At 51.1% G+C, this 13,693-nt stretch carries 10 protein-coding genes; 7 read left to right on the forward strand and 3 right to left on the reverse strand.

What is annotated here, in order from left to right:
* Positions 1 to 62 precede the first annotated feature (62 nt).
* The gene (locus GXM22_RS06670) at positions 63 to 281 is read right to left on the reverse strand and encodes a DUF5348 domain-containing protein (protein ID WP_004611927.1); all 219 of its coding nucleotides are present in this window, start codon (positions 279 to 281) and stop codon (positions 63 to 65) included.
* Positions 282 to 305: 24 nt separating this feature from the next.
* Positions 306 to 1,280: a DUF6017 domain-containing protein gene (locus tag GXM22_RS06675; protein ID WP_021419790.1), complete on the reverse strand. Its 975-nt coding sequence runs from the start codon at positions 1,278 to 1,280 to the stop codon at positions 306 to 308.
* A gap of 639 nt (positions 1,281 to 1,919) precedes the next feature.
* On the opposite strand from GXM22_RS06675, the gene GXM22_RS06680 reads away from it, so the two are divergent.
* From GXM22_RS06680 to GXM22_RS06700, 5 genes are all read left to right on the forward strand, one after another.
* Positions 1,920 to 2,204, forward strand: a complete 285-nt coding sequence (locus GXM22_RS06680; RefSeq protein ID WP_005932536.1) for a co-chaperone GroES — start codon at positions 1,920 to 1,922, stop codon at positions 2,202 to 2,204.
* A 48-nt stretch (positions 2,205 to 2,252) separates the two neighbouring features.
* Positions 2,253 to 3,893 (forward strand): chaperonin GroEL, encoded by a 1,641-nt coding sequence (gene groL, locus GXM22_RS06685; protein ID WP_005932539.1) that lies wholly within the window; start codon positions 2,253 to 2,255, stop codon positions 3,891 to 3,893.
* Positions 3,894 to 4,204: 311 nt separating this feature from the next.
* A complete protein-coding gene (locus GXM22_RS06690) occupies positions 4,205 to 4,591 on the forward strand; it encodes a hypothetical protein (RefSeq protein ID WP_005932542.1) in 387 nt (128 codons plus the stop codon).
* Between the two features lie 27 nt (positions 4,592 to 4,618).
* Positions 4,619 to 5,614: a type II toxin-antitoxin system antitoxin SocA domain-containing protein gene (locus GXM22_RS06695; RefSeq protein WP_035394022.1), complete on the forward strand. Its 996-nt coding sequence runs from the start codon at positions 4,619 to 4,621 to the stop codon at positions 5,612 to 5,614.
* Between the two features lie 395 nt (positions 5,615 to 6,009).
* Positions 6,010 to 7,326, forward strand: coding sequence for a reverse transcriptase/maturase family protein (locus GXM22_RS06700; protein WP_005932547.1), 1,317 nt, complete (start codon positions 6,010 to 6,012; stop codon positions 7,324 to 7,326).
* A gap of 58 nt (positions 7,327 to 7,384) precedes the next feature.
* Here GXM22_RS06700 and GXM22_RS06705 read toward each other — a convergent pair whose 3' ends face one another.
* A complete protein-coding gene (locus GXM22_RS06705) occupies positions 7,385 to 7,687 on the reverse strand; it encodes a helix-turn-helix domain-containing protein (RefSeq protein ID WP_005932550.1) in 303 nt (100 codons plus the stop codon).
* Between the two features lie 299 nt (positions 7,688 to 7,986).
* On the opposite strand from GXM22_RS06705, the gene GXM22_RS15240 reads away from it, so the two are divergent.
* Positions 7,987 to 9,897: an Eco57I restriction-modification methylase domain-containing protein gene (locus GXM22_RS15240; protein ID WP_005932553.1), complete on the forward strand. Its 1,911-nt coding sequence runs from the start codon at positions 7,987 to 7,989 to the stop codon at positions 9,895 to 9,897.
* Positions 9,897 to 13,205, forward strand: coding sequence for a DEAD/DEAH box helicase family protein (locus GXM22_RS06715; protein ID WP_097772257.1), 3,309 nt, complete (start codon positions 9,897 to 9,899; stop codon positions 13,203 to 13,205). The genes GXM22_RS15240 and GXM22_RS06715 overlap by 1 nt, the downstream gene beginning before the upstream one ends.
* Positions 13,206 to 13,693 lie beyond the last annotated feature (488 nt).

The following is a 13,693-nucleotide window of genomic DNA, read 5'->3' on the forward strand; positions in this document are numbered from 1 at the left end:
ATGCCCGCCGCCGGGAAGCGGGGCGGGCATGAAAAAAGAGCGTCCGTTTTCACGCCGCCCTGTTAAATCCGTACCCGCAGCCCGGAAAGGTCTGCCGCCCGAATACCCACAAGATACCAGTTGTCCCCGTACTCCATACGGGTAGGCTTCCATTTGCCCCGCACAAAGACCTCCATGCAGTCGCCGCAATGTAAGCCCCCGTAGTAGTCGTTTACGTCAAAGCGAATGTCGTAGCGGTCAGCGGTTTCATCAAAAATCAAAGCTCCTGTTTTCTGTGTCATAATCAAATCCTCCTTTGGGTTGGTTTACAGGCTTTCGCCCTCGTTGCAGGTGTAATCGGGTATGCCGGATTTTTTCGGTTTCCCATAAAAAGTACCATCTGCCATATCGTGAGATACAAGGGACGTGTAATAGCTGCCAATCGTAGACGGGGCATTGAAAAGGGCAGCTTTCATGTACTGCTTGATGTTGCGGATTTTGGTGGTGTTTTCCTGCATACAGTCAAGTACAAAGCGGATATGTTCGCTGTTCAGTTTCATAAACCTTGCTTTTACAAGCTCTGCCGGGTAGTCGTCCCCGGCGATACGGATTGTTTTTCGTTTGGTGCAGACGGTTTCAAGAATAAGGGCAAGGATTTCCTCTATCCTGTCCCGGTCAAGGTATCTGTCCTGTATCAGATAGTCGTACTCAATATTGTCCTTGATGATTTCCTCATACACGCTGTATGCGTCTGTCGCTTCCTTTCGCTTCCGTTCCGGCGGCTGTGCCGCGTCCTCTAAGGGAGAGGGATTTAGGGAATGGAAAGGAATGGAATGGGTACTTGATACATCTGTATTTAATTTTTCTTTTTTGGGTAAGTTAGTTTTTAATAGTTCTTTATTTAATTGCGTTGGATTTTCCGACGTCGGGTTATCCGGTGTCGGATTTTCCAATATCGGCTTATCCGCTGTTGGATTTTCCAATACCGGACAATCCAATGCTGGGGGCTGTGGCTGTTCGTAAATGGTGTACTCGATAGCGGTCATTTTGCCTTTCTCGTCGCGTCCCTGCCGCCTTGTGATATATCCGGCTTTTTCAAGCTCCCATACAGCGGTGCGGATAGCGTCGATACTTTCCCGGTTGATAAGGGACAGCCCTGCAAGGGTGTAGTCCCAATCTTCGGGAAGTGAGAGCATTTGCGACAACAAGCCCTTTGCCTTTAGGGAAAGTTCCTTGTTGCGTAAATGGTGGTTGCTCATAACCGTATAACCTTTGTTCTTTTCCACGCGGAAAACTGCCATAGCTTCATCACTCCTTTGGTTGGATTTGTTACGCAGTAGAAACGCGGTTTTGAGGGAAAAGGTATCAACCCTTGCATTTCTCATTTCCGCGCTCTAAGAGCCGCATAAATCAAGGCTTCATTTGCCCTTACTGCGTAACATGAGGGCATAAAAAAGCAGCGTTCCTGTTCTCCAGTGTAGGAGTGAGAAACGCCGCCTTATAGGTGGTGTTATTTTATTTTTTCTTTTCGACGTGCCGCGTAAGGTGGTGTAGCGGTCTATCCGGCAGCCCGCAGGTGCTTTTTGCATATCAAGGCTCAATCCGTTAAAAGTAGTAAATGAGTAGTAAAATCAATTTGCAAACCTGCGAATATGCCCGTAAATCAAGCATTTTTCAAGACAATCAACTAATTTGGATGAAAAAGAGCAGTCTCTCCGGAAAAGAGAACTGCTCTTTTTTCGATGTAAGGATACTTTTTCGGGTGGTCACAAATTGTTCAAAAAGAAAAATCAAAAAGGTCTTGATTTTTCAGTTCAAGATGAGTACAATACACTTAGCACTCAGAGAAAAGGAGTGCTAAACAACCAGAGACCCAGCAGGAATGGGCCGAAGGTGCCAAAAAAGTTTTCATTATATTTTATTATAGGAGGGCAAGAACTATGAAGATCATTCCTCTTGCAGACCGTGTTGTTATCAAGGCCGTTGAAGTCGAGGAGACCACCAAGGGCGGCCTCATCCTGACCGGCAGCGCCAAGGAGAAGCCCCAGGTGGCTGAGGTCGTGGCTGTTGGCCCCGGCGGCATCGTGGACGGCAACGAAGTCAAGATGACCGTGAAGGTTGGCGATAAGGTCCTGACCAGCAAGTACTCCGGTACTGAGGTCAAGGTGGACGGTGAGGAGTGCACCATCGTGCGTCAGGGCGATATCCTGGCCATCGTGGAGTAAGTTTCCCCTCTGAAATTGAAATTTGAGCTTTGAAGGAGCGATTTGATTATGGCAAAACAGATCAAGCAGGGCGAGGATGCCCGCAAGGCACTGTGTGCCGGTATTGATACCCTGGCAAATACCGTGAAGATCACCCTGGGCCCCAAGGGCCGCAATGTGGTGCTGGGCAAGAAGTTCGGCGCACCCGTCATCACCAACGACGGCGTGACCATTGCCAAGGAGATCGAGCTGAAGGACGAGTTTGAGAACATGGGCGCACAGCTGGTGCGTGAGGTCGCAACCAAGACCAACGATGCCGCAGGCGACGGCACCACCACCGCAACCGTTCTGGCACAGGCCATGGTCACCGAGGGCATGAAGAACGTTACTGCCGGTGCCAACCCCATGGATATCCGCCGCGGTATGAGCAAGGCTGTTGCCAAGGCCGTTGAGACCATCAAGGCCCACAGCCAGAAGGTCAAGGACAGCAACGATATCGCCCGCGTCGGCACCATTTCTGCCGGTGATCCCGAGATCGGCCGCCTGATCGCCGAGGCTATGGAGAAGGTTACCTCCGACGGTGTCATCACCATCGAGGAGAACAAGACCACCGCCGAGACCTACAACGAGATCGTGGAAGGTATGCAGTTTGACCGCGGCTACCTGACCCCCTATATGGTCACCGATACCGACAAGATGGAGGCTGTTCTGGACAACGCCGCCATCCTGATCACCGATAAGAAGATCAGCGTCATCCAGGATCTGGTCCCCCTGCTGGAGCAGGTCATGCAGAACGGCATGAAGCTGCTGATCGTGGCTGAGGACATCGAGGGCGAGGCTCTGTCCACCCTGATCGTCAACCGCCTGCGCGGCACCCTGAACGTCTGCGCTGTCAAGGCTCCCGGCTTTGGCGACCGCCGCAAGGAGATGCTGCAGGATATCGCAACCCTGACAGGCGGCACCGTTGTGTCCGCTGATCTGGGCTATGAACTGAAGGACGCTACCGTTCAGATGCTGGGCCATGCCCGTCAGGTCAAGGTCACCAAGGAGAACACCACCATCGTGGGCGGCGCAGGCGATAAGGATGCCATTGCAGCCCGCATTGCACAGATCCGCAACCAGATCGAGGCTTCCACCAGCGATTTCGACCGCGAGAAGCTGCAGGAGCGCCTGGCAAAGCTGGCCGGCGGCGTTGCAGTCATCAAGGTCGGTGCTGCTACCGAGGTCGAGATGAAGGATAAGAAGCTGCGCATCGAGGACGCTCTGAACGCAACCAAGGCTGCTGTTCAGGAAGGCGTTGTCGCTGGCGGTGGCACCGCTCCCATCAACGCCATCCCCGCTGTGCGCGCCCTGTGCGACACGCTGGAAGGCGACGAGCGCACCGGTGCCAAGATCGTCCTGAAGGCTCTGGAGGCACCTCTGCGCCAGATCGCCAAGAACGCCGGTCTGGAAGGCAGCGTCATCATCGACAAGATCGTCTCTGCCAACAAGCCCAACTATGGCTTCGACGCTCAGAACGAGGTCTTTGTTGAGGATATGATCGCCGCCGGTATCGTTGACCCCACCAAGGTCACCCGTTCTGCTCTGGAGAACGCAGCATCCGTCGCTGAGATGGTGCTGACCACCGAGAGCCTGGTCGCTGACCTGCCCGAACCCCCTGCTGCTCCCGCAGCCGGTGGTGACATGGGCGGCATGGGCGGCATGTACTAATAACTGCCTAAAAACCGCATGAATCCTTGATTTTTGGAGCGCGCAAAAGCGGATTTACGCCAAACTTACGCCACTTACGCCAAAAATCAAAGCGCATGATAGGGTAACAAAATCGACACTCGCTGAAAAGCGGGTGCCGATTTTTTTGTCTAGGGGATTTGAAGAAAGAGCGATTCGCTGGTGGACTCTGTGCCGGGCAGAGCGTCAGCGAATTTTTCTGCGTGATGGCATATTGACAAAATTCAATCACGCGAGTATAATGATGATGGAAGAATGCAAAAATACCATCATGTTCAAAAGGAGTGAACTGAATGAACCTGAGCGTGTCCGATGTTGAGAACTATCTTGAAGCCGTGAAATGTGCGGTGAAAGCACACCGCTACAGGCTGGATATGAATGCTAAACGCCCGGATAATCGAAAACTCTTTGATACGTATCTGCTTACCATGAGGGATGCAGAAAACATCATTCTGAATCTGAACGTAATGGACTTCTCAGACGCAGTTCCGAATGAACACGCTGGCTTTGAACATGAGACACTCTATATCTTTGGAAAAGAAGTTCTGTTGATCGAACGATACGGAACAGCGGAAAAGCTGGTGCCGCTTTACATCAAGTTTAACAAGCTGGACAACGAATTCGTCATCGTGATCTCATTCCACGAGCAACGCCATCCGCTGACTTACTACTTCAAATAAATGAGCACAAAAGAAGGAGAGGACACTATGCGCGAACGAAAGGACTTCTGCACAGAATGCCGCAGAGAAACGAGCTACACCCTGAGGAAAATCAAAATCAACCAGACTATCCGGGAAAAGGAATATACTTTTGAAATCACGGCTGCTTTCTGCAACGAATGCGGCGGCGAAATGGGGATTCCCGGCCTGATGGACTACAACGTAAAGGAAATGGATGAGCAGTACCGCAAAGCGGAGGAGATCATCACGGTGGAGGACATCGAACGCCTGATGAAACTCTACAACATCGGCAAAGCACCGTTGTCGTTGGCACTGGGCTTTGGGGAAGTGACCATCACCCGTTATCTTGCCGGGCAGGTGCCGTCCAAAGAGTACTCGGATATCATGTTGCACGCATTGGCATCGGCTTCCTATATGAAGGAACTGCTGGACCAAAACCGTGAGAAGATCGGAGAGACCGCCTACAAAAAGGCCTACACGGCTGCAACGCAACTGGAAAACCTCTATGTGGCTGTCCCGGTGGAACTGCTGGCGGTGATCGCCTATATCTTCTCAGCGCTGCATGAGGTGACACCGCTGACCCTGCAAAAGCTTTTGTATTATATTCAGGGCAACTATGCGGCGATTTATGACAAACCGCTGTTTGATGCTCCTTGTGAAGCGTGGGTGCATGGCCCGGTGTATCGCAATGTCTATAATCTGTTCCGAGATTTTAAGTACAACCCCATTGATGATGACCGCTTTGTTCCGTTGAAGGAGAGTGCGCTGCCGCTCACCCCGGAGGCCAAAGAGGTGGTAGACCGGGTGCTGGATACCTTTGGTATGTACAGCGGAAAGGTTCTGGAAAGCATCACCCACAAAGAAGCCCCTTGGCTGGATGCCCGGAGGGGTTTTCTGCCGGACGAAACTTCTCATGCGGAGATTTCGCTGGATGCGATGAAGGCGTACTTCAAAAAGGTGGATGAGAAGTATAATATTCGGACAGAGGATGGACTGCGGAAGTATATCGGCAAAATGTTATAATAAGTCGGACTATGCACAACGGCAGGTTAATTTATTATGAACAGCATTGATTACTTGGTAAAAAGTGCTATAATTAAAGTGCCCCATACGAAAGGTATGGGGGAAGGAGATTGTTGTCAACTCTCCTGCTAGAATATTCTCGAGAATATTTAGCAGCACAGTTGACACGGTTGTTGATGCTGATGTAGCAAATGCTAGAATCAGACTGATTGATGAAATCACGACAATCGCCTCCCAGTCAATTATACCATAATTGATGATTGCGCTAACAGAATAGCTGGGAACTCTGAAAATCCTTTATGGTAATAGGGGTAACCACGTCAAACGTATATCCATCGGCTTAGAGACGCTATTCCTCGTGCCGATGGATATTGCATTTTAGGGGTATTAAAGCAATGGATGCTTGGTTAAGTGATAAGAAGACAATTCAAAGAAGCAAGCGATATTATGCACATTTTGATGTGCGAACAGATATCGGTCGCATGAAAGATTATGTTTCAAATCCAAAAGCAGTTGCAGCGCATGGATTTTATCCATTTATCCATTATGAGATGGATATGAGCAAGTTTAAAAGAGGAAAAGGAGTAGTTCCTAAAAAACGTGATATTTGCTATGCAGCACATATTGATCGGTGCATTTATCAGTATTACAGTCACATTTTGAATGAGAAATATAACGAGCGAACGACTTGTGATGGGATTTCTAATGTTGCGGTTGCCTATCGAACAAATTTAAGAAAGAGCAATATTCAATTTTCCAAAGCGGCCTACGATTTTATCCGTAAGACAGAAAACTGCTATGTGATGATTGGCGATTTTACGCATTTCTTTGATAACTTAGACCATGCTTATTTGAAGAAGCAATGGTGCTCGTTATTGGAATGCGAAAGATTACCAAAGGATCATTATAATGTGTTTAAGAATATCACGTCATTTAGTCAATGGGAACTGACGGACTTGTTGGCTATAAATGAACTGAAAGACAACAAAGCAGGTCATCGCGCACTCAATAAACAATCAAGAGTATTAACAGCGGAACAATATAAAAACAATCGTTCTCACATACAGCCAAATATGAACCATTACGGGATACCACAAGGATCACCTATTAGTGGAATGTTGGCGAACCTCTATATGCTGGAAGTTGATAAGCAAATCCATGATCTAGTTGAACAATATCACGGATTTTATATGCGGTATAGTGATGATTTTATTGTGATAGTGCCGGATGAACCTAACAATAATGCGCTGAATGTCTTCTCTGAAGTGAGAGCATTTATTGCAAGTGCTCCTAGATTAAAATTGGAGCCGAGCAAAACCCAATATTTTCATTATAAGGAAGAGAAGGTTGAGAATATTGGAAAAGCGATAGACAAAGGTGCAGACGATAGTAAAAAATTTATCAATTTTTTAGGATTTTCGTTTAATGGAACGAAAGTGTTTATCCGCTCTAAAACGACGGCCAAATACTATTACCGGATGCACAGAAAGGCAAAAAATATTGCAAAAACAGGAGGGTATACCAGAAAAGGAAATCATATCAATCTTTCTGGTCTGTATACGCTTTATTCTGAACATGGTGCAAAGAGCAAACGAGGAAATTATTTTACCTATATTGAGCATGCTGAAGAAGAGTATGGACAAGATGAAGAAATTCGACATGATTTGAAAAATAATATGGGAAAAATAAGAAAAGTTCTAAAAGGTATTTAATTAGAACTTTTGTATGATAAAACAGCCGCCCAGCGACCTTACGGTCTCGCTGGGCGGCTTATTTTTTGCGTTTCCACAACAGATATTCTTCGTAGCGGTGCATCTCGTTTTGTTCTTCTTCGGTCAGGCGCTGGCGCTGTTTGCGAGCCTCGTCCGAGGGATCGATGTCGGTCAGACCCAGCAGGTAGTCGGCGGAGGTGCCGTAGAGCTTGCAGATGGCAAGCAGCACATTGCTGAAGGGGTAGCTTTTTCCCTGTTCCCACGCACGGATAGACCAAACGGAGATACCAAGCTTGTCCGCAAGGGTCTGCTGTGTGTCATCATTCAGTTTGCGGAGTTCTGCCAATCGTTCCCCAAGCATAGCTTGACCACCTTTCCTTACTACTAGTATATGAATCACTCCTACTTTTGACGAAAAGTGGCTGTACAATACTAGACAAGGCAAAAAGTAGCTGTATAATACTAGTATAAGGCGGAACTAGTACAAAAATGCTACTTCCGCCGCAACGCTAAGGCAAAGCGAGGGAATCCCCGTTGGAACAACTGATCGACTTTCACGCACCGGAAGTGCAGGCGGTGCTGGATACGCTACTAAAAGATAAATCCACCGGTAAAAACATCATCTGAGCCACCGACCCGCCGGAGGAGCTGCAAACGGTAATGTACGAACCGGTGACGGATAGATCTCAGATTACCACCCAGCAGCTCGGGCTGACCCACTACGAGGTGGTGCTGCCCCGGATGATGAAGCAGACCGACACCCAGCAGCAGCGCACCCGCAAAAAGGGCGAAGTGTTCAGCCCCGCATGGGTCTGCAACAAGATGAACAACGCACTGGACGCCGACTGGTTCCGTGGGCTGGGGGCAGAGGAGAGCGCCGGGCAGTTCACGGTGGAGCTGCTCCAAGGCTGGCAGACGGTGGAAACGCCGGTGCAGTTTCCGGTTTGCAAGGGCAGGACTCCGGCATGGGTGCAGTATGTGCAGAGCCGCCGCTTGGAGGTGACCTGCGGCGAAGCCCCCTTTCTGGCGTCCCGGTACGATGCCGCCACCGGCGAGATGATCCCGGTCGCCCGGCGCATTGGCATTCTGGACCGCAAGCTGCGTGTGGTAAGCGAGAACGCTGCCACAGAGGACGAGTGGCACAAATATGCCACCCATGCGGTGCAGTCCACCTACGGCTATGAGTATCAGGGAGATAATCTTTTGCTGGCGCGGGTCAACCTGCTGCTGACCTATGCAGAGCATCTGCAAGCCCGGTGGCAGCGCAAACCCACAAAAGAGGAACTGCAACCCATCGCCAACATCATCAGCTGGAACCTGTGGCAAATGGACGGCTTGCACCTGTCTGTGCCCGGCGGCAAGCCCCAGCCGGAGACAGAACAGCTTGACCTCTTTTCCATGTTCGGGGCGGCAGAGCCGCAGCCGCCCGCGGTATCCTGTAAAGTGAAAAATTGGCGCAAGGGCAGCCATGGAACCGCCCAGAACTTTGAAACCATTCAGGAAGGGAGTACCAGCATGAAGTTTGATTATGTTATCGGAAACCCACCGTATCAGGATGAGATGGAGGGAACGTCGGATAACCCTGTTTATAACTTGTTTATGGATGCCACATATCCTATGGCATCAGTGGTAGAACTTATTACACCCGCCCGATTTTTATTCAACGCTGGTAAAACTCCAAAAACTTGGAATGAAAAAATGTTGAATGACGAACATTTGAAAGTTCTGTACTATGAACAGAATAGCGCAAAGATTTTCAATAACACTGACATAAAGGGCGGCGTAGTTATTACATACCATGACAGAGAAAAAGAATGCGGTGCAATACAAATCTTTACGGCATATCCGCTTTTGAATACAATCATTCAAAAGGTGAAAAAGCAAATAAAGAGTTCTCTTAGTGATATTGTATTTGCTCCAGAAAGCTATAAATTTACTAAACAAATGTATGTAGATCATCCTGAAATCCTGTCAATGACAATGATTTCAAAGGGAAAAGAAGTACCATTGATAAGCAAAGGACACGACTACGATTTGACATCTAACATATTTGATAAGCTATATAATATCGTGTTTTTTGAAACAAAACAAGGCGCAGATGAATGTGTTGAGATATTCGGCAGAAAATCAAATGAACGTGTATGCTTATACGTTAATAGGAAATACATTGCAAAACACCCGAATCTTGATAAATATAAGCTATTCTTCCCTAAAGCTAATGGCTCTGGACGATTTGGTGAAGTTATGACAGATTCAGATATTGGAGAAAAAGGCGTTGGACATACGCAAACGTTTATTAGTATTGGAGCCTTTGATACGAGAGAAGAAGCTAAAAATCTTCAGAAGTATCTAAAGTGTAAACTTGCGCGCGCGTTGCTATATGTTCTAAAAGTAACCCAAGATAACAAAAAGTCTGTTTGGAAATACGTTCCCCTTCAAGATTTTACCGCCCATTCCGACATTGATTGGAGCAAGTCGGTGGCGGAAATCGACCAGCAGCTTTACCGCAAGTATGACCTGACCGCGGACGAGATCGAATTTATCGAGACCCATGTAAAGGAGATGGCATAATGGCTGGCATAACCCTGCGCACTGCCCGGCAGGTGGTGCCCATGATCTACGCCTATACCACCCCGGAAATTGCCCGGCACAACGGCTGGACGAAGATCGGCTACACCGAGCAGTCGGTGGACAAACGCCTGAAACAGCAGACCCACACCGCCGATGTGCTGTTCCACGAGGAGTGGCGGGGCAATGCCGTCTACGATGACGGCAGCGGCGAGGTGTTCACCGACCACGATTTCCACGCCTACCTCCGCAAGCTGAACGTGGAGAACGACCGCAAAAACGAGTGGTTCCATCTGGATGGGCAGCAGTCCCGGCGGTATTTTCAGGATTTCCGCATGAACCGGGGCCGGGTGCAGCTGGATGCAGCCATCGCCTACACCCTGCGGGAGGAGCAGGCAAGGGCTGTCCGCGACACCAAAACCTATTACCAGAGCCACCCCGGCGGGGAATACCTCTGGAACGCCAAGCCCCGCTTTGGCAAAACGCTTTCCGTCTACGATTTCTGCAAGCAGGTCGATGCACAGACGGTGCTCATCGTCACCAACCGTCCTGCCATCGCCAACAGCTGGTACAGCGACTATGTGAGCTTTCTGGGCAGGGAGTCCGGCTATCTGTTCGTCAGCCATGTGGATGCTTTTGCCGGGCAGCCCCATGTGCTGGACGAGCAGGGCTATCTGGATGCCGCCGCACAGGGCGAGGAACTGTATAAGCGCATTGAGTTCGTCAGCCTGCAGGACATGAAAGGCTCCAAGTATTTCGGCGGCGAGTACGACAAGCTGCGCCACCTGACCGAGTTGAACTGGGATGTGCTGGTCATCGACGAAGCCCACGAGGGCGTGGACACCTACAAGACCGACCTTGCCTTTGACCGTATTCGCCGCAAGTTCACGCTGCACCTGTCCGGCACGCCTTTCAAGGCGCTGGCGAACGACAAGTTTGCCGGGGATGCTATCTTCAACTGGACCTACGCGGACGAGCAGGCCGCCAAGCGGAACTGGCAGGGCGCACCGGGGCAGCAGAACCCCTACGCAAACCTCCCCATGCTCAACCTCTACACCTACCAGATGTCCGAGATCATCCGGGACGAAATTCAGCAGGGCGTGGAGATCGACGGCGAAACGCAGGAATTTGCCTTTGACCTGAACGAGTTCTTCAAGGTGAAGTCGGGCGGCAGCTTTGAGCACGAAGCTGAGGTGGACCGCTTTCTGGATGCCATGACCACCCAGAACAAATTTCCGTTTTCCACCCCGGAACTGCGTGCCGAGCTGAAGCACACCTTCTGGCTGCTGAACCGGGTGGACAGCGCCAGAGCGCTGGCGAAAAAGCTGCAGGCGCACCCGGTGTTCCGGGACTATGAGGTGATCCTTGCCGCCGGTGACGGCAAGCTGGACGACACGGACGAGAACCAGAAGAGTTTTGACCGGGTAAAAGCTGCCATCGCCCACCACGAAAAGACCATCACCCTGTCGGTGGGGCAGCTGACCACCGGTGTCACCATCCCGGAGTGGTCGGCGGTGCTGATGCTCTCCAACCTGAAAAGCCCGGCGCTGTATATGCAGGCGGCATTCCGTGCCCAGAACCCCTGCCTTTTCCACGAAAACGGCACCTTCCGCCGCAAAGAGAACGCCTATGTGTTCGATTTTGACCCCGCCCGCACTCTGCTGATCTACGAGCAGTTCGCCAACGATCTTTCACAGGACACCGCCAGCGGCAAGGGCGACACCGAGGAGCGCAAGGCGCACATCCAGAATCTGCTCAACTTTTTCCCGGTCATCGGCGAGGACGAGGAAGGGGAGATGATCCCGCTGGATGCAGAAAAAGTCCTCAGCATCCCCCGGAAGATCAAATCCAAAGAAGTGGTGCGGATGGGCTTCCAGAGCAATTTTTTGTTCCAGAACATTTCCAACGTGTTCAGTGCGCCGCAGGAGGTGCTGGACATTCTGCAAAACTTCCAGCCCATCAGCGAAGCAAAGGCAAAGCCCATCCAGATCACCCCGGACACCGGCGCAGACCTCTCCCTGAACGACAAGGGCGAGGTGGATTTGGACGAGGGCTACGTCATCGGCAAGGCAGCGGATGTATTTGGGGCGAAAATTTACGAGAGCACCCCGGCACTGGACACCGCCCTGCAAGACCTGACCGATGCCCCGGCTCCTGCCAAAGAAGAGCATCTGGAACCCCTGAAAAAGAGCATCACCAAGGAGATCATCGCTCCTATGGTGGAGCAGGCAAAGCAGGAGTATGGGCGGGACCTGAAGCTGTCCGACCAGAAGCGGTTTGAGAGCACCGCCAAAGCCAAGATGGACGTGGCGGTGAACAAGGTGGTGGACAACTACCGCATCGACCAGAGCCAGCTGGAGACCCAGCGCACCCAGCAGCTGCAAAGCTGCACCACCGCCCAGCAGCGCCAGCAGGTGAACCGGGAGTTTGACGCAAAGCAGCAGCAGAGCACCGCCGCCCTGATGGAGACGCTGCAATCCACCATCCAGCAGACGGCGCAGGAGATGCAGCAGACCATCGTGCGCACCGTGGAGACCAACCAGAAGGAGCAGGAGAAAAAGGGCTACGAGGACACCGTCCGTGACCATCTCCGGGGCTTCTCCCGCACCATCCCGTCCTTCCTCATGGCCTACGGCGACGAGACCGTGACACTGGCAAACTTTGACCGGATCATCCCGGACAAGGTCTTTCAGGAGGTAACCAGCATCACGCTGGAGCAGTTCCGCTTTTTGCGGGACGGCGGGCCGTACATCAACCAAGCCACCGGACAGGAGGAACACTTTGCAGGCCACCTGTTCGACCCGGTGGTGTTTGACGATTCGGTGAAGGAATTCCTGAACCTGAAGGTCAAACTGGCGGATTACTTTGACGAGAGTCGCACCGAGGATATCTTCGACTACATCCCACCCCAGAAAACCAACCAGATCTTTACCCCCAAGTGGGTGGTGAAAAAGATGGTGGACTTGCTGGAACAGGAAAATCCCGGCTGCTTCGATGACCCCGGCAAGACCTTCCTGGACCCCTACATGAAGTCCGGCCTGTACATTACGGAAATCGTCAAGCGCCTTTACCGCAGCGAGAAGATGCGGCAAGCCTTCCCGGACGATAACGCCCGGCTGGAACACATTTTTGCCAAGCAGGTCTATGGGCTTGCGCCGACCGAGATCATCTACCGCATTGCCATCAGCTACATTCTGGGCTTTGCAAAGGGTCACGGCATCACCGCCCACCATATCCGTCAGGCGGATACGCTGGAATTTGCCAAGGCGGGCACCATGGAAAGGGAACTGGATAAGATCTTCAGAGATTGACCAATAGAATACAGCATAAAACCAAAGGCGGCTGTCTGCATGGGTGCAGATGGCCGCCTTTTTGTGCTATACGATTACGAAAACGGACGAATTTGTCAGTTCTCGTTACATCGGAGCCGGACGAGCTGTCCATTCCAGGACAGCTTGCCCGGAGCAAGAGTGCAGAGAGGTGCGGGTCGCCTGTGGCGACCTCAAAAGGCCACTGGCCTTTTGAAGCACCGACCGAGCCGACAGGCGAGACCGCAGCCCTTTGAAGGGAGTCAAGGGGGAACGCCTTGCCCAGTGATATGACGCTGTGCGTCATATCCTACTGGGTTATTATCTGGCGCAAAACGGCGGCAGATCCAGCAGCTCCGCTGCTGCGCACTCTCCCGGCAAGCTGTTGAAATGAAAGAAGCCCCCGCTAAACCTTATACTAAAATCAGGAAAAAGTAACCAAAACAGGTTCACTTGGGGAGCCAATAATAGGCCTACGAGGCCCACGACTT

The sequence above is a fragment of the Faecalibacterium duncaniae genome (genome assembly GCF_010509575.1).
Classification (GTDB): domain Bacteria; phylum Bacillota; class Clostridia; order Oscillospirales; family Ruminococcaceae; genus Faecalibacterium; species Faecalibacterium duncaniae.